Genomic DNA, 16469 nt, shown 5'->3' with positions numbered 1-16469 from the left:
GCAGTATCTACACACTGCGCTACCTGCGCGACCCGCAACTGGAGCGTAATGTTCACCGCTCGCAGAACCGCATTGAGTCCTATCACCAGCTACGCTCGACCATCGCCCAAGTCGGTGGGAAGAAGGAATTGACCGGCCGCACCGACATCGAAATCGAGATCAGCAACCAGTGCGCCAGGCTGATCGGCAACGCGATCATCTTCTACAACTCGGCGATCCTGTCCCTGCTGCTGACGAAGTACGAGGCAGCTGGCAATGCCAAGGCGCTGGCGTTGATCACGCAGATGTCGCCAGCGGCCTGGCGGCACATCCTGCTGAACGGGCATTACACCTTCCAGACTGACGGCAAGTTCATCGACCTGGATGCGCTCGTGGCGGGACTGGAGCTGGGCTGACGGAAATTTCTGGGATTCCGGCGTACAACCCCGTATTGAACGCATCAATGATCAGCAGGCTGAAGACGATCGAGATCAGCTGCAGCAGCGAGACCACGATAATCACGGCAATGATTGCGGACAGCGCGAGCGCGATCACCTGTTCGAAGCGCTCGTAGAACGTCATCACTGCCCATTGGGCGCGAAATGTTTTGATCGGGTCTGCTTGCTTTTCCTTCATCGCCACTCCTCTCAATTCTGAAATACTTGTGCACCCACAACTTGGTTGCGCCCTTGTCTTTTTGCCTGGTAGAGCGCGCTGTCCGCCTGCTGCATCACCTGCTCGGAAGAGTTTAAGCGGACGTCGAGGGGAGCCACCCCCATGCTGGCGCTATAGCTGATCGACACCTCTCCACACACCAGCGCTGTCGCCGCAACGTCCTGACGAAATCGCTCCGCCCATACTTGGGCGTCTTCTATCGATGCCGCTTCCAACAACACAGCGAATTCCTCCCCCCCAATCCGTGCAGCCATGTCGGTTGCGCGAACATGTTCCCTCAACCGTGAAGCAAAGTGCTTGAGCACCTCATCGCCGCATCCGTGCCCATAGGTATCATTGATGCGCTTGAAGTGATCGATATCGCAGAGCACAAGTGCTGCTTGTATCTCCGGGCTGCGTTTGAGGCGCGCCCATTCCAGCTGTAATCGTTCGTTAAAAGCCCGCCGGTTCGACAAGCCGGTCAAGGGGTCGGTGATCGCCATGCGCAGCAACCGCTGCTCCATTTCCTTGCGAGAAGAGATGTCGAGCAGAGAGCCCACCATCAATTGCCTGCCCGTGTCACCCAGCCAACGACCGCGATCCAGCACCCAAATCCAAACGCCGGATCGATGACGAACGCGGTACTCGCACTCCAATCGCTCCGACGGATTTTCTTGGTAAGCGCGCACCTTTGCCAGAACGACCGGTAAATCCTCCGGATGAATACGCGCTTGCCATGCGGCATGGGTGGCGCCAATCTCCTCGTCGGAGGTCAAGCCGAACATCGCCAGACTGCGGGCAGAAAGCCTGAAGCTGTCGGTGGCAAGATCCCACTCCCAGAATCCCAACTCTGCGCCTTCCAGGGCGATGGCGATCCGTTCGTTGTCGTCGATTTTCGCTTGTTGGCGATGCTTCAGCTCGTCACGCCTGTGGCGATTGGTACGAGCAAAACGCCATAACGCAACCGCCATGCCAACATTGGCAAGTAGCGACACCATCAGCCAGATGGTCGGCCCGTTCATGGTCTATCCCCGCCTGACTGACTGAGTGCCTGCCGTAATTCCTCGATCCGGTGGTCGACTTGGTCGGCGTTGATGCCCAACATCAACAGTACCTGCTCGGCCAGTCCCAGTCCCGCAGCCAGGTACAACGGGTACAGTCTGACATTGGGCAGATTACGCAAAAGCTGGGCATCCGTTACGCGCTCAGTGGCCACCACCACGGACAAGCTCAGGCGGCGGTCGAGAACCGCCTGAGCGATACGCAGGGCCGTCTGCGGACGGGCAAACGTCAGCACCACCAGGCGGGCATGGGCCAATCCGGCGGCGGCCAGGGTGTCGAGCCGACTGGCATCGCCATACGACACCGGCGCCCCCATCGCACGCCCCGCTTCGACCCGTTGGCGGTCCGATTCCAGCAGCAAATGCGGTATGCCTGCCAGGCGCAGCGTTCGGCTCAGCAGCAGCCCGACGTCATCCGCCCCACAGATGATCACATGGTCGCGCAACGACCGCGCCCGCTCGGCGACTTCGCCTTCTTCGGCCTGCGGTGGCTGACCGAGTGCGCCCGAGCGGCTGAAAGCCCGCGCCCATCGGTCATGGTGTCGGATCAGGAGCGGTGCCAACCCCATGCTCAACACCAGCGCCACCAGCATCGGTTGCACCATGGTGGCGGCGATCAGGTGCTGCTGCATGACCATGCCCAGGAGCAGCAGCGCAAACTCGCCGCCATGACCCAGCACGATGCCTGCGCGCCAGGCGTCGAGCGCCGACAGGCGGGTTGCGCGCAGCGCCAGAAAGTTCAGCCCCATCTTGAGAGGCACCAAGGCCAACAGCCAACCCAGTACCGCCAGCGGTGCGGCCACGATCTGCGCGGTGTCCAGCTGCAGGCCAATGGTCACGAAGAACAGGCCCGACAGCACATCACGAAAGGGCTTGAGGTGGCTTTCCATGTGGTGCCGGAAGTCGCTCTCGCCCAGGACCATGCCGGCGAGAAAGGCCCCCAGGGCGGCGGATACGCCGACGGCGTGTGCAGCAGCGGCTGCCGCCACGACCACGCACAAGGAGACCAGCACGAAGGATTCTTCGTGGCCCTGCCGCGCCACCCAGCCCAGCAGGCCATGCAACAGACGACGCGAGGCAACCGCCGCTGCCGCGAACAACACCAGCACGCCCAACACTTCGAGCAGCACGCTCTCGATCTTCGGCGAGTCGCCGCGCGCCCAGATCGCCAGCAGGGCCAGCAGGGGCACGCTGGCCAGGTCCTGAAAGACCAGCACGGCGATGGCACTGCGGCCGTGGCGGGTGGTGAGCTCGCCTTGGTCGGCCAGCTGTCGGCTGACCAGCGCCGTGGACGACATGGCCGCTGCGGCGCCGAGCAGTGCAGCGCTCTGAGCTGGCTGACCCAACCCGATCAGCACCAGGGTCAGTGGCGCGGCCACGACGACCATCTGCAAGCTGCCGGACGCCAGTACGGTCTTGCGAGTGAGCCAGAAGTGCCCCAGCGAGAATTCCAGTCCGACCATGAACAGCAGCAGGGCCACACCCAGTTCGGATATGAAAGTCAACGCCTCTCCCGGCGCGATCACACCGCTGACCGAGGGGCCCAGCAAGGCGCCGACGGCGAGGTAACCCAGCAAGGCGGGTACTCTGAACGCCGCCGTCGCCACCACCGCGAGGCTGCACGCCGCCAGCAGGATCAGGGTAGTGCCGAGCAAATCCTGCATCGGTCAGCGTCCCACCTGTGCAGAGGCCCAGCGCACGATGTCCTGCGAGCCCATGGCGCCTGCCTGGCGGGCGATCTCACGTCCGCCCTGGAACAGGGCGAGCGTCGGAATGCTGCGGATACCGAACTGCGCGGCCAGGTGGGGCTCAGCCTCGGTGTTCACCTTTGCCAGCCTGATCCCGGGTTCGAGCTGGCGCGCGGCTTGTTGAAACTGCGGCGCCATCATCTTGCACGGCCCGCACCAGGGCGCCCAGAAATCGACCAGCAGCGGCAGATCGCTGCGCTCCACGTGGCGCGAGAACGTCGCCGTCGTCAACTCGATGGGCTCGCCGGTGAACAAGGGCTGCTGGCAGCGGCCGCAGTTGGGACGATCCGCGAGCTTGGCGGCCGGCACGCTGTTGATGGACTGGCAATGTGGGCAGACGATGTGGAGTTCATTTTTCATGGTTCGCTTCCTTGGACTGCGGTGAGGTTGCCTCGCTTCGGATCACCGACATCGCCGACCAATTTACGCCTTTGATCCAATCGTTCCCGTCTTCGCTCACGCCGGCATCTTCCACGTGAGCCGCAATGAAGGCTTCGGCTTGAATGAGCCCCGCTCTGACAGCATCTATCTTATTAGGCATCCGCAGGATTTCAGCAGCGCAGCCTGCATCCAGCCCATCCACCCGGATAAGCAGAAAAATGCGGCGCCACAAGTGCGGCATACCCTTCATCAGGTCGAATGCAAATGCGAATTCGCTCGATCTGTCACCAATTTCCTCCTGTTCGGCGATTGCTGCTGGGTCGGGAAGCCGACTATCAGCCATGACGTCGGCCAGGCTGAGTGCGTCATCAGGCTGATAAAACTCGTAGAACTCTTCCTCTACCATGGCCTCCGCCATGTCCTGCGCATCCGCTTCGACCGGCGCATCCAGCGAAACGGCCTCGCCATATTGCCGGCTGTTTGCCACTTCGCGATCAATGACGGCAAAAAGATGCTTCAAAAGATCGAGGTAAGCGGCATTTTCTTCTGGAACGGATGTCCATACCGATTCAGCCAGAGCAATCGCTTCGTCCACCACGTCGTGCAGCGTCGGATAATCGCGAGGCAAATCACCGGCGGCATGCAGATAAGCCAACTCGCGTTGCGCAACGGCCTCAACCTTCGGCAGCAGCGTCTCGATTATCCCGCGTGCTTGCTGGACGACAGAGGCAGGTTGAGTGTCGATCCGCGCCTTGAGCTCGCGCAAGCGTTCACGACGCGCCTTACGCTTGATTTGATCCTGAGCGCTCAGCCGATCAAAGTGCTTCTTGGCCTGCCGGAACAACGCCTGCGCTAGCATGTGCGCGAGAGGCGTCAGATCGTTATGCGATGCAGTGACGCTGACGATTTTTTTGCCCGGCAAGTGCATGTGGCCACTGGCCGTTAAGCGAGATCCTTTTTTCGCGCGTTCGAGGACGATTTGAAGACGTACCGAATCTTCGGAGCGCTTTTCGATCAGCGGCTTGAGAGCGGGTTCAACCGCTTTTTCTACAGACATTCGCCAAGGTTCATGAAATTCTTTTTCGACGAGTCGATAGCTATATTGTATACGCATGCTCAAGCCCTTTAGGGTTGTCCGCCCAGGTGAGTGGACCCGGGTGATTGGATATGTTGATTTTCAAAGATGATCTTACGGTTTGGTTTTTCACGCCCTTACCGCTGACGCGCTTTGCGCAAACGCCAACTAAGAAGCAAAAGAGTCATACCGAAGATCGCAGCATGGAAACCCAATACCCAGCCCGCGGCCAGAAATGATTCGATCGGGCGGGTAAAAAACATCCATAGGATGATCGCACCGAGGAGCACGGAAAGCAGCCCGCTGAGGGCAAGCCAGATCTCGCCCTTGATTTCCCGGCGCAGACGAACGGCGGCGGATATCTCCAGCATACCGGTGAAAATTGCCCAGAATGCCACGCTTACCCACAAGAAATAGGCCAACGCCAAAGTGGCAGCCAGAGGGGCAACTACCACAACGACACCGGTGAGTATGCCGACGATGCCGCTGAACAACAGCCAGCCCCAGCGCTGCTTTTGCCGCATTTGCCGCACCGCTGCAACCAGGTTGAACGCACCATTGACCAAAGAAAATGCGCCGAACACTATCGTCATGGCGAACAAAGCCGAGTGTGGCATCCAGAATGCGAGGACTGCAAAAATCAACGCGAATATGCCGCGCAGCGCAAACAACCACCAATTTTGGGTCAGTGAACACACGGCATCGGCAGGGTTATCCGCATTCGAATCGGCGATGGTATTTGCATTCATGCGATATCTCCTTGATGGATCATGAGATCAGGAAAATCAAGCCTTCATGGCGAAGAGAGGGGCTATTCGCCCCTCTCTTGCGGTTTTAGAACAGCTTTGACAGTCTCGCCTTGATTTCATCGAGCCAGCCTTTTCCGCTCCCGCCTCCGGCCGTCTTTTCCTTGACTTTCTTGAGTTCAGAGTACAGGGGCTCAAAGTCCTTCTTTTTACCATAGCCCAGCAGTTCTGCCATTTCCAACTGCTGCCGGGCTTCGTTTAACAAGTCCTGCAGGCGTTCACCGGACGCCTCGCTGCGCTGGCCATCTTCTGTCAAGGTCTCGGCGCGCTTGACGAGCAGTTTGGCGCGCAGGATGGGCAGCGGGATGACGCTGAGTGTCTCGACGAGCGTGCCGAGCGCCAACTGCAGCGCGGCCTTGGCCTCTTCGATCTTGCCCTGATCGATCAGCGGCACGACGGATTTCACGGCTGCCGGGTAAGTCGCCAGAGGGATGTTGGTGACCGCAATCACGATTTCGCTGGCCAGCAATGCCAACACGCGACGAGCGCGTTGCACCTCGCCATGTTTGAGGGCATCCAGCGCCTCGTCAGTCATCGCCTCAACGGTTTCCGTGTTGGCGAACAAGTCGTGCACGATGGTGCGCACATCAACGGGGGCCAGGGCGAGCGTGGGTTCGCGTGCAACGATCAGCTCCAGCTTTCCCGTCACTTCGGCCAGCGTTGCCAGTGCTCGCGCGGATTCTTTTTCGTCCAGGGCCGCCAGCGCTGATTTGGTCAGCGCCAAGGCCGAGACGGCCTCATCGAGGACTTGTTTACGTTTGTCTGCCGCTTGCGAGTCCGTTTCCTTCTGAACCTCAGGCTGTACCTCCGTGACGACTTCAGGCTTGGGCTCTGGTCTGGCAGGAAGGCTGCTTACCGCGGCCTGTTCGTTCGTGCCTTCGTTGATCGCGTTGGGATTCGATGTTTGCTCATTCATGGTGATATGCCTCGTATGAGATAGTGAAAATAGGGGAATCTATTGGGGCCGACTGCGAATATCGCGAGACTGACCGATGGAGCAGTCGGCCCCTTCATCACCTCAAAACAGCTTTTGGATGCGCGTCTTCAACTCGTCGAACCATCCATTGCCGCTTTTGCCACCAGCCGACTTTTGCTCAATGGACTTCACCTGATCGAAGATGGGTTTGAAGTCCTCCTTCTTGCCATAACCCAGGATTTGCGCCAGCTCGATCTCCGTGCGCACGGACGACAGCAAGGTGCTGAGCTCCTCGTTCTGCTTGGCATCGCGCTTGTCAGTCTCGGCCAGCTTTTCAGCTTTTGCTATCGCGGCCTCGGCCCGTAGCACGGGCAGAGGGAGTACAACTTGGATGACCACCAGCGTGTTCAGTGCTCGGGCGAGCTCTGCTTTGGCTTCGTCGATCTTGCCGCTGTCGACGAGCCGTGCAGCCGACTTGATCGCTGCCGGGTACGTTGCCATGGGCAGGTTGTCGGTTTCGATCACGATTTCGCTGGCCAGATTGGCAACGATGGGCCGGGCCTTTTGCACCTCGCCATCACCCAACAACTCCCGAGACAACTTGACCGCTTTCTTTACCGATTCCACGTTGGCGTGGATATCATGGGTGATGACGCGTACATCGACCGGCGCCAAAGCAAGTTTGGCGTCGCGTGCCAATACCAGTTCCAGCTTTCCGGTGGCCAGTTCCAGCGCAGCGAGCGCCTCCTTGGTCTTATTTGCATCAAGGAGGGTCAAAGCCTCCTGGGTCTTGGTGAGCGCCGTGATGGCGTCCTGAGTGAGCTCGGAACGCTTTTTTTCGGCTTCCTGGGCGGCCTTGTCGTCTACTTGTGGCTGCGCCGCCTTGGGTGCGACAGAGGGCGCTGCAGCGCTTGGACTTGCCGCCGATTGGGCCAAAACCGGTCCACTCAGTCCGATGCAGACCGCCAGGGCAAGTGCGGAACGGATGTATTGGGGCTGTTTGATATTCATGATGTTGGACTCCAATTGAAGTTAATTGACTGAAATTTCAATCTGCTTCGGCTTGGCTTGCTCGGCCTTGACAAGCCGCACTTCCAGCACGCCGTCTTTCATCGAAGCCGTCACCTTGGTCGGATCAACGTTGTCAGGTAAGACAAAGCTGCGCACAAAGCGGCCATACGCACGTTCGATGCGGTGGAATTTCTTGCCCTGCTCCTCTTTTTCCAGTTTGCGCTCGCCGCTGATGGTGAGTACGCCGTTTTCCGCGCTGACGCGCACGGCATCCTTGGGGACCTCCGGCAGATCCAGTTTGAGGAGGAATGCGTTCTCATCCTCGCTGATGTCCACCATTGGTGCCCAGTCCGCCGTGGTCATGGCTTCGTTGCCGGTACGGGCGCCCTGTCGCTGGGGGGGCCGTCCCAACATCGTCGCCAGGCGGTTTTGCAATTCATCCAGTTCCCGGAAGGGGTCCCACGGAGTCAATGCAGACATATCGGTTCTCCTTGAACAATGCCGGCGAATTGGATGACGCACCGAACAGAGCCGCCGGCGCACTCTGAATAGCGCCTGCTACTTTTCGTTTCCATCAAGAACAAGTCCTTGGGTCAATTGAAGGATCACGACAGCCTCCCCATGACTCAAGATTCGCCGCCCGCTGACTTTTTCTTGCGCGCAGGCTTGCTCGCGTCGCTCGGCGGCGTCTCGGCCACGTTCGCGACATCGGGCTTCTCAGGCTCGGCCGGCTTTGCGGGTGGCTCCTGGCGCTCGAAGACCACCCGTTCGGCCTTGTCGTCCCAGCGTGCGCTGGCGTGATCGCCCTTGCCGATTCCGCCGCCGAGCATCTCGCGTGCCAGCGCGGTTTCCAGCTCGCTGCGGATCAGGCGCTTGAGTTCACGCGCACCGAACTCGGGCTTGTAGCCTTCCTCCGCGAAGTGGTCGATCAAGGTCTGATCGAAGGTCAGCGTCACGCCCTGGCTGGCGGCGTTGCGGGCCACACGATCGAGCTGCAGGCCGACGATATGGCGGATCTCCTCCTTGCCCAGCGCATGGAAGACGATGATCTCGTCGATGCGGTTGATGAACTCGGGGCGGAAGTGTCCGCGCAGCACGTCCATCACCTCGGACTTGGTCTTCTCGTATTCCTCGCCGGCGGCGCTACGGGCCTTCAGCCGACGCTGGATGATGTCCGAGCCCAAGTTCGAGGTGGCGATGATGATGGTATTGGTGAAATCCACCACCCGGCCCTTGCCGTCGGTGAGCCGCCCGTCGTCGAACACCTGCAGCAGGATGTTGTAGACGTCGGGGTGAGCCTTCTCGATCTCGTCCAGCAGCAACACGCTGTAGGGCTTGCGACGCACCTTCTCGGTGAGCTGGCCGCCCTCGTCATAGCCCACATAACCCGGAGGCGCGCCCACCAGGCGTGCCACGGTATGGCGTTCCCCGTACTCGGACATGTCGATGCGCAGCAGCGCACCTTCATCGCCATAGATGGACTCGGCCAGCGCCTTGGCGAGCTCGGTCTTGCCCACGCCGGTCGGCCCGAGGAACAGAAAAGTCGCCACCGGCTTGCCGCCTTCGCGCAGCCCCGCGCGCGACAACCGCACGGCATCGGCCACCGCGCGCACCGCTTCGTCCTGGCCCACCAGGCGCTCGTGCAGCCGCTGTTCCAGATGCAACAGCTTCTCGCGTTCTTCCACCGTCAGCTCGTTGACCGGAATGCCGGTCAGGCGCGAGACGATCTGCGCGACATGCTCGGCCTTGACTTCGGCGCTGCCCGAGGCGCGCTCGCGCTCCCAATCTTCGATGAGCTTCTTGAGTTCGGCCTCTTTTGCCTCGATGCGCTTGCCCAGCTCGGCGGCCTTGTCGTACTGCTTGCGCGAGGCCATGTAGTCCTGCTCACGCCGCAACTGGTGCAGTTCGGACTCCAGCTCTTGTACGGCCACTGGGCGAGCCGTGGCCGACAGCTTCACGCGTGCGGCCGCCTGGTCAAGCAGGTCGATGGCCTTGTCAGGCAAAAAGCGCGCGGTGATGTAGCGGTCCGACAACTCGGCGGCGGCGATGATCGCATCCTCGGTGATGCTGACCTTGTGGTGCGCCTCGAAGGTGTCGCGCAGGCCGCGCAGGATCATCATGGTCTGCGCTACCGTCGGCTCGGGCACCATCACCGGCTGGAAACGACGCTCCAGCGCGGCGTCCTTCTCGATGTACTTCTGATACTCGTTGAGCGTGGTGGCGCCGATCAGGTTCAGCTCGCCGCGCGCCATCATCGGCTTGAACACGTTGGCCACGTCCAGCCCGCCTTCGCCGCCACCCTGGCCGGCACCGACGATGGTGTGCACTTCATCGATGAAGAGAATCATCTCGCCCTGGTGCTCGGTCACTTCCTTGAGCACCTTCTGCACGCGCTCCTCGAACTCGCCGCGATACTTGGCGCCGGCCACCATGGCGTTGATGTTGAGTTCCACCAGACGCTTGTCGCGCAGCGTCTCGGGCACTTCGCCGGCGACCATCCGCTGCGCCAGTCCTTCGACAATGGCGGTCTTGCCGACGCCGGGCTCACCGATCAACACCGGGTTGTTTTTCTTGCGCCGGGCCAGCACCTCGATGGTGGTCTCGATCTCCTGCGCACGGCCGATGACCGGATCGAGCTTGCCCTCGCGCGCCATCTTGGTGAGGTCGCGCGAATACTTGTCGAGTTCTGGCGTGTTGGTCGGCGTCTCGGCGCGGCCATCCTCGGCGCCTTTGCCGACCACCTTGCTGACCTGTTGGCGCAGCGCCTGCGGCGTCAGGCCGTAGCGGCGTAGCAGGTTGGCGGCCAGCCCTTCGCCTTCCTCGGTCAGACCGATCAGGAAATGCTCCGGACCGACATAGGAATGGCCGAGTTCATTGGAGGCCACGAAGGCGCGGCTGAGCGCATCCTTCACGCGCGGCGACACGCCGATCTCGCCCTCGAACGGCTTGTCCCCGCGCTTGGCCTCGGACTCGATCTGCCGCTTGAGGTCATCGACCTTGATTTTGAACTGACCCAGGATGGTCTTGACCACGTCGCTGTCGGCCAGCGCCAGCAGCAGATGTTCGGTATCCACCTCGGAGCGGCCAAATTCGGCAGCGTGTTTGGCGGCCTCTTGCAGCAGGGCTTCCGACTGTTCGCTGATGCGGCTGGCCAGCCCACTGCCGCGCCGGCGCGGTGCACCCGAACCTGCGGCGGCGGGTTCGCCAAACACGGCATCGACCACGTCATCGGTATCGGCGGCAAAGGGCGTCGCGTCGTCGCCGATGCGGAAGAAGTCACTGCCGAGGAAGTCCTCGAACAGGCCGCTGCGCGAGCCGAACAAGGCTTCCAGCGGCGAGACGGTGCGCTTTTGCTGGCGCACCAGTTGGCGGTAATGGTCGTCGCACAACAGCATGGTGCTGTGACGCCCGTCGAGATTGGCTTCCACCCGCACGGTGGCGGGTTGGCCGCAGACCTGGCATTGTTTTCTGGTCATGCTGATGCTCCTGAGAAGGTTGACAAGGTTGAGGCGACGAGGCATCGCGAGCCGCGACACCTCGTCTCGTACCGGGTTTTTCTTGTGACGAACGAGCCGGCGACGTCAGCTGTTGATCGGGATCGAACGTCCCTGCTTCGGCGCGCTGACCTCGCGCTTGTCGATCGTGACCGTGAGCACCCCGTTCTTGAACGATGCCTTGATCGAATCCTGATCGGCGTCGTCAGGCAGGTTCAAGGCGCGGTGAAAGCTGCCGTAGGTGCGCTCCACACGGTGGAAGCCACCTTCCTTCTTCTCCTGTTCCTGGCGCTTCTCGCCACGCACCACCAGCACGTCGTTGTCGAGGGTGATCTGGATGTCCTTTTCCTCGACACCGGGCACTTCCAGGGCAATCTTGTACTGCTTGTCGGTTTCCTGGATGTCCAGGGCCGGCTTCAGCATGCCCGACCAATCGGATGGCAGCCGCGGCATGGCCAGCGCCGGAAAACCGAAGCCCCGGAACGCGTCATCGAACAGCCGGTCGATCTCGCGATGCAGTTGCAGGATCGGGCTGACTGGCCCGCTCGCCGCTGGCAGGTCATTGCGCTGCACCGGCAGGGAAGAGGCGGTCTGCTGCTCTTGCTGCTCGTTCTTGAACCAGTTCCAGGGAGCCAACTTCTTGAAATCGATGTCCATGTCATACCTCCAGAAAAATTGAAAAACGAGTTACTCAAGCCCTTTGCCTGCTGCGACGGGCAGTGCGCCCAGGCGACACGGGCTGCTCGGATGACTTCTGCTGTTCACGCTTGCGCATCACCTCCTTCTTTGCTCCGGCTCGGGTCTGATCATTGATCCACTGATCGATTTCACTTTGACGAAACCGCCACGTCCCGCCCACCTTGAAAGCCGGAATTTCCCCGTGCGCGGCGAGCCGATAAAGCGTCCGCTTGCCGACTTTCAAGTACGCAGCCAATTCATCGAGCGTGAAAATCACCTGTAGGTGCGCTTTCATCTCACCCTCTCCAATCGCGTCGCTTTGCGGTTCCGGCCAAGGAAATCCTTGCAAGACTTTGCAAGATATTGCGCTTACCAGGACAAACTTCAAGAGTCAATGTACAGCGATCTCCCGCCCCATTGATGCAGGTCAACTGCTCAGGCCAACGTGCGGAATTGCCCAGTCGTCGCTGCGGATCGCGTTCCAGAGTCGGGCCGAAACACTTCCGTTGCCCCAGACAGCGTAGTTCAACAGTATCCGTCCGGCCAACACACCTTCCCGACACCGCCGCCGAAGGCCATGGCCCATCAAGCGGATTTTCCATGCCCCCTCAGCGCCGTACCTACAGCAAATCTTTCAAGGCCCAGGTCATTCAGGAGTGTTCTGAACCCGGTGCCTCCATCGCAAACATCGCCTTGGGCTACAGCCTCAATGCCAACCTCGTCCACAAATGGATTCGGCTGCATACCCAGAAAACCACGGCTATCCAGCCAGCGTTCATCCCGTTGCCTTCTCAAATGCTCGGCGCGGGATCGCATGCTCAAGTGCGCTGCTGCGATCATGAGTTTGATCCAGTCGGCCCGTAATAATGGGCACGATCCGTATGCCTATCTCAAGGATGTGCTGACACGGTTGCCGACGCAGCGGGCGAGTGAGATTGCAGAGCTGCTGCCGCATAGGTGGCATCCGGCATAGTCGCGCAAGACGGTTTGCCCGCACGCTTACGTTCAACAGCTCAAGCACCGTCCGCCCTTCGCGGGATCGTTGCCGCCAGAGCCACACGCCGAACTTTTCCACCTTGTCGTCGCCGGCCTGCGGTCAGTCAGGCAAGCCCAGGTGCTCGTTTTCCTGCTTGATCGCGTGGTCTCGGATCGCGTGCACCCGGGAAACGGCATCCACGAACTGCCACCATCTCTTAGCTTGGCGGGGTCAAGCCAGCCGGGATGCCCGGACGGTTACGCTGGTCCGCGCCCAGTTGCAGCACCAAGGTCGGCCGCAGTGATGAAGCGGGTCTTGATGCCGCACTGCGCCGCCCGATAGCGCAGTGCGATGGCCAGATGCGTCTTGCCGACTCCCAAGGGGCCTATATCGCCTTGGCACGGCTCCGGGCAGTTTCGGGGAGGCTGCACGCAGTGCGCGACAAGATGTATCGCAGCCGAACTGCGGTGTATTCTGCAATCAGCCTAGGGCCGCGCGTATCCGCTGCTTCCAGTCGAACACCCGGGCATGGTTGGCCCCAGGTGAGCTTTCTTTCGGGTGATGCACAGAGTGCAAAGGCTCACAGTACTTCGCCATGGTGCCTGGCCAACGCAACGAGCCTTTCACTGTCTCCCTCAAGATCCTGTCTATGCATTTTCCTGCCTCAACACCTGCTTTGAAGCCCATGATCCGCGTTGACATGGTCTTCCGGTTGTCTGAGGTATCTATTTCTAGAAGGTAGCGTTGATCGCCGTTTTGCAGCTTGAACCTTGCCAGCAGATAGCAGCGTGATTTTTCGTGATCAATCAGGGGGGCATAGAGAAAACGGAAAAAATCGTACGATAAGCCCTGCTGACAGCCTGCAAGCCCTTAGGTTGTGTAGTCGGTGTCCGAATGGGGTATAGCTCAATATGACACATGGCTGCAAATCGCTAATTTTCCAACTATAAAGAGCTATGCTCTCAAGAAGCGGTTGCGCTAACCGATACAGTATAAATTGGGCCCCAAGTATTATTTTATTTGCACAAAGGTAATGATTATGTTTTTCAATAAAAACAAACAACTGCTGGACACAGAAAATAAGCTCTCAGAACTACAGCGGCAGCTTGATTCAATAAGTCGAAATGTCGCGGAAATCAGATTCAGGCCAGACGGGAGCGTAATCTATGCGAGCAATATCTTTCTAGAGATGCTTGGTTACAAACTCGAAGAAATAGCAGGGCAGCACCACAGAATTTTCTGCGAAAAGAATTATGCTAACACAGCTGATTATTCGCGCTTCTGGCAGAAATTGGCTGACGGCCATCTTCAATCAGGTTTATTTAGGCGGCTGCGCAAAGACGGTAACTTAGTATTGATTGAGGCTACTTATATTCCAGTTCAAAATCAAGATGGAAAAGTTATTGAAATCATTAAGATTGGCTCAGATGTCACTCAGAGAGAAAACGAGTTACTCTCACTAAGAGCCGTCCATGCAGCCATCTCCCGCTCGATGGCGGAGATCGAGTTCACACCTAACGGTGACATCCTGCATGCAAATGAGAATTTCCTCCGTGCTATGGGTTATCGCCTCAGCGATATCAAGGGTCGACACCACCGAATGTTCTGTTTCGATAATTTTTATCAAGAAAATCCAAATTTTTGGCAGAGTTTAAAGGGAGGAACTTTTTTAAGCGGGCAATTTGAGCGCAAGACCGCATCGGGAGAGACCATCTATCTTGAGGCCACCTACAACCCCGTCATTGATGAAGCCGGCCAGGTTGTGAAAGTGTTAAAATTTGCCACCGACGTCAGCTCGCAGAAGCATAAGGCTGATGAAATCCGTCAGGCCGCAGAGCTTTCCTTCACCACCGCCGAGGAGACATCTCAAATTTCCGTGCGGGGCATGGAGTCCCTTGCTAGTTCAATTGAACTATCTCAGGGTACATTTAATTTAATAAACGGTGCGGTTATTTCGATTACACAGCTAAATGCTCAGGCTAAAGATATCGAGAAAATTGTTACCATCATCCAAGGCGTGGCAGAACAAACTAACTTACTAGCACTTAACGCCGCAATTGAAGCTGCCCGAGCGGGTGAAATGGGCCGAGGCTTTGCTGTAGTAGCCGACGAGGTTCGTCAGTTGGCAGCTCGAACTAGCAGTGCCACCGTGGAAATCCAGAATGTGGTAACTGCTAACGGAAAGCTTACTCAGCAACTGAATATAGATATGAACAGCATCGCTAGAAGCGCCGAAGAAAACAACGATCAGATCGCAACTGTAACAACTATTATGCGTGAAATCAGTGACGGTGCAGACCATGTTGCCCGTACCGTATCGACGTTGTTCAAAGACAATAGCTAGTGTCCAGTTTTAGGCAAAATCAGGATCGGAACTTCGAGCCGCAGCGCTACAGAGCCAGAAGCCCAAACTTGGTGACGGCCATCGTGCTATGGAACACGATGTATCTGGAGTGCATCACTTGGGGCTGGTCGAGGCTGGCAAGTCGGTGGGCGGCGAGCTGCTGCAATACCTATTGCCGCTGGGCTGGGAGCACATCAACCTGACTGGCGATTACGTCTGGCGGCAGAGCCGCAGGCTGGAGATCGGGAAGTTCAGGCCGCTACGATTGCCCGGAAAACCTTAGCGTACGATTTTTTCCGAATTCTGCGGGCTCCCCTATCACCAGCTACGCTCGACCATCGCCCAAGTCGGTGGGAAGAAGGAATTGACCGGCCGCACCGACATCGAAATCGAGATCAGCAACCAGTGCGCCAGGCTGATCGGCAACGCGATCATCTTCTACAACTCGGCGATCCTGTCCCTGCTGCTGACGAAGTACGAGGCAGCTGGCAATGCCAAGGCGCTGGCGTTGATCACGCAGATGTCGCCAGCGGCCTGGCGGCACATCCTGCTGAACGGGCATTACACCTTCCAGACTGACGGCAAGTTCATCGACCTGGATGCGCTCGTGGCGGGACTGGAGCTGGGCTGACGGAAATTTCTGGGATTCCGGCGTACAACCCCATCCTGTGATGAATCGTGTGAAAAAACTGTGAAAGGGCATCGGTTAATTTGGCCTTTCATCCGGGGAGACTCCGTTCTCGGGAAATGGGCTTATTGTGCCTTCTGCGAGGGTCATCATTGTGACAATTGATCGTGAGTGATTATTAACATTTTGCTTAACGGCGCGTGTTGCACGGGTCTCACACTGTCTGTAAGTCACGTTAGTTATGTCTGGGTTTAGTGATATTAAAAACCCTGCCAGGCAGGGTTTTTAATACTACTAAAGCATTAAGTGCGAACCCAGGATTCAACAGTGGCTGCGCCGTATTGTTCTTTCCATGCCTTCAAACCGCGGTGATTACCACCTTTGGTTTCAATCAATTCGCCGGTGTGCGGGTTTTTATACACTTTCAAAACACGCGCCTTGCGCTGTTTTGGTGCTGCTGTTTGGCGCGCAGCGGAGGGGTTTGGATCCAGGATGGCAATAATCTCTCTAAGGCCTTTGCCGTAGGAACTCATCAGCGCCTTAAGTTTCTGTTCGAACTCGATTTCTTTTTTAAGCCCGGCATCATTCTTCAGGGCTTCCAACTGGGCCATTTGTTCTTGAAGGGCTTTTTCGGCAGCACGGTATTCAGCAAGTCTGGACAAGGTCATTACTCCGGTCATGGCTTCGGCATTGACTGGGCCGAAGTGAATTAATGAGG

At 58.5% G+C, this 16469-nt stretch carries 15 protein-coding genes and 7 pseudogenes; 7 read left to right on the top strand and 15 right to left on the bottom strand.

What is annotated here, in order from left to right; all coding sequences use genetic code 11:
* Positions 1-395: Tn3 family transposase (locus GHO32_RS12070; RefSeq protein WP_153442840.1), on the top strand; the 395-nt coding region annotated here is incomplete at its 5' end.
* A 34-nt stretch (positions 396-429) separates the two neighbouring features.
* Here GHO32_RS12070 and GHO32_RS12065 read toward each other — a convergent pair.
* From GHO32_RS12065 to GHO32_RS26640, 12 genes and pseudogenes are all read right to left on the bottom strand, one after another.
* Positions 430-615 (bottom strand): annotated as a pseudogene (locus tag GHO32_RS12065) (diguanylate cyclase); the annotation flags it as partial.
* Between the two features lie 11 nt (positions 616-626).
* The gene (locus GHO32_RS26850) at positions 627-1655 is read right to left on the bottom strand and encodes a sensor domain-containing diguanylate cyclase (RefSeq protein ID WP_194289292.1); all 1029 of its coding nucleotides are present in this window, start codon (positions 1653-1655) and stop codon (positions 627-629) included.
* Positions 1652-3358, bottom strand: a complete 1707-nt coding sequence (locus GHO32_RS12050) for a cation:proton antiporter (protein WP_016782893.1) — start codon at positions 3356-3358, stop codon at positions 1652-1654. Before GHO32_RS12050 ends, GHO32_RS26850 begins: the two co-directional genes overlap by 4 nt.
* A gap of 3 nt (positions 3359-3361) precedes the next feature.
* Positions 3362-3802, bottom strand: a complete 441-nt coding sequence (gene trx-GI, locus GHO32_RS12045; protein ID WP_000787151.1) for a heat resistance system thioredoxin Trx-GI — start codon at positions 3800-3802, stop codon at positions 3362-3364.
* Positions 3792-4937 carry a hypothetical protein gene (locus tag GHO32_RS12040; RefSeq protein WP_029611654.1) on the bottom strand — a complete coding sequence of 382 codons (1146 nt, stop codon included), beginning with the start codon at positions 4935-4937 and terminating at the stop codon, positions 3792-3794. Before GHO32_RS12040 ends, trx-GI begins: the two co-directional genes overlap by 11 nt.
* Before the next feature lie 98 nt (positions 4938-5035).
* Positions 5036-5647: an HdeD family acid-resistance protein gene (locus GHO32_RS12035; RefSeq protein WP_000993372.1), complete on the bottom strand. Its 612-nt coding sequence runs from the start codon at positions 5645-5647 to the stop codon at positions 5036-5038.
* A gap of 85 nt (positions 5648-5732) precedes the next feature.
* Positions 5733-6620 carry a YfdX family protein gene (locus tag GHO32_RS12030; RefSeq protein WP_016782891.1) on the bottom strand — a complete coding sequence of 296 codons (888 nt, stop codon included), beginning with the start codon at positions 6618-6620 and terminating at the stop codon, positions 5733-5735.
* Positions 6621-6722: 102 nt separating this feature from the next.
* Entirely contained in the window at positions 6723-7631 is a 909-nt protein-coding gene (yfdX1, locus tag GHO32_RS12025; protein WP_016782890.1) for a heat resistance protein YfdX1, read from the bottom strand.
* Positions 7632-7652: 21 nt separating this feature from the next.
* A complete protein-coding gene (hsp20-GI, locus tag GHO32_RS12020; protein ID WP_016782889.1) occupies positions 7653-8111 on the bottom strand; it encodes a small heat shock protein sHSP20-GI in 459 nt (152 codons plus the stop codon).
* A gap of 146 nt (positions 8112-8257) precedes the next feature.
* The gene (gene clpK, locus GHO32_RS12015; RefSeq protein ID WP_095008723.1) at positions 8258-11107 is read right to left on the bottom strand and encodes a heat shock survival AAA family ATPase ClpK; all 2850 of its coding nucleotides are present in this window, start codon (positions 11105-11107) and stop codon (positions 8258-8260) included.
* Between the two features lie 105 nt (positions 11108-11212).
* The gene (gene hsp20, locus GHO32_RS12010) at positions 11213-11782 is read right to left on the bottom strand and encodes a small heat shock protein sHSP20 (RefSeq protein WP_034113504.1); all 570 of its coding nucleotides are present in this window, start codon (positions 11780-11782) and stop codon (positions 11213-11215) included.
* 34 nt (positions 11783-11816) lie between these two features.
* Positions 11817-12098 (bottom strand): helix-turn-helix domain-containing protein, encoded by a 282-nt coding sequence (locus GHO32_RS26640; protein WP_016782886.1) that lies wholly within the window; start codon positions 12096-12098, stop codon positions 11817-11819.
* Positions 12099-12403: 305 nt separating this feature from the next.
* On the opposite strand from GHO32_RS26640, the gene GHO32_RS11995 reads away from it, so the two are divergent.
* Together GHO32_RS11995 and GHO32_RS11990 are read left to right on the top strand one after the other, a co-directional pair.
* Complete coding sequence (locus GHO32_RS11995) at positions 12404-12667, top strand: transposase (RefSeq protein WP_001446199.1); 264 nt, start codon at positions 12404-12406, stop codon at positions 12665-12667.
* A pseudogene (locus GHO32_RS11990) lies at positions 12624-12776 on the top strand (transposase domain-containing protein); the annotation flags it as partial. The gene GHO32_RS11995 and the pseudogene GHO32_RS11990, both read left to right, overlap by 44 nt.
* 290 nt (positions 12777-13066) lie before the next feature.
* Here the strand turns inward: GHO32_RS11990 and GHO32_RS11985 are convergent.
* A pseudogene (locus GHO32_RS11985) lies at positions 13067-13168 on the bottom strand (ATP-binding protein); the annotation flags it as partial.
* 91 nt (positions 13169-13259) lie between these two features.
* Positions 13260-13589 (bottom strand): annotated as a pseudogene (locus tag GHO32_RS11980) (Tn7-like element transposition protein TnsE); the annotation flags it as partial.
* A 223-nt stretch (positions 13590-13812) separates the two neighbouring features.
* Here GHO32_RS11980 and GHO32_RS27205 point away from each other — a divergent pair.
* The 4 genes and pseudogenes from GHO32_RS27205 to GHO32_RS11965 all read left to right on the top strand — a co-directional run.
* A pseudogene (locus tag GHO32_RS27205) lies at positions 13813-14577 on the top strand (PAS domain-containing protein); the annotation flags it as partial.
* An 87-nt stretch (positions 14578-14664) separates the two neighbouring features.
* Positions 14665-15123 carry a methyl-accepting chemotaxis protein gene (locus tag GHO32_RS27200; protein ID WP_275941885.1) on the top strand — a complete coding sequence of 153 codons (459 nt, stop codon included), beginning with the start codon at positions 14665-14667 and terminating at the stop codon, positions 15121-15123.
* A gap of 20 nt (positions 15124-15143) precedes the next feature.
* Positions 15144-15406: pseudogene (locus GHO32_RS11970) on the top strand (Tn3 family transposase); the annotation flags it as partial.
* 33 nt (positions 15407-15439) lie between these two features.
* A pseudogene (locus GHO32_RS11965) lies at positions 15440-15754 on the top strand (Tn3 family transposase); the annotation flags it as partial.
* A 299-nt stretch (positions 15755-16053) separates the two neighbouring features.
* Here the strand turns inward: GHO32_RS11965 and GHO32_RS11960 are convergent.
* The gene (locus tag GHO32_RS11960) at positions 16054-16413 is read right to left on the bottom strand and encodes a histone-like nucleoid-structuring protein, MvaT/MvaU family (RefSeq protein ID WP_153335908.1); all 360 of its coding nucleotides are present in this window, start codon (positions 16411-16413) and stop codon (positions 16054-16056) included.
* Between the last annotated feature and the right edge of the window lie 56 nt (positions 16414-16469).

Origin of the sequence: Pseudomonas sp. FSL R10-2189, from assembly GCF_009600325.1 — a bacterium.
GTDB lineage: Bacteria > Pseudomonadota > Gammaproteobacteria > Pseudomonadales > Pseudomonadaceae > Aquipseudomonas > Aquipseudomonas helleri.
This window is presented reverse-complemented; position numbering and strand designations above follow the sequence as displayed.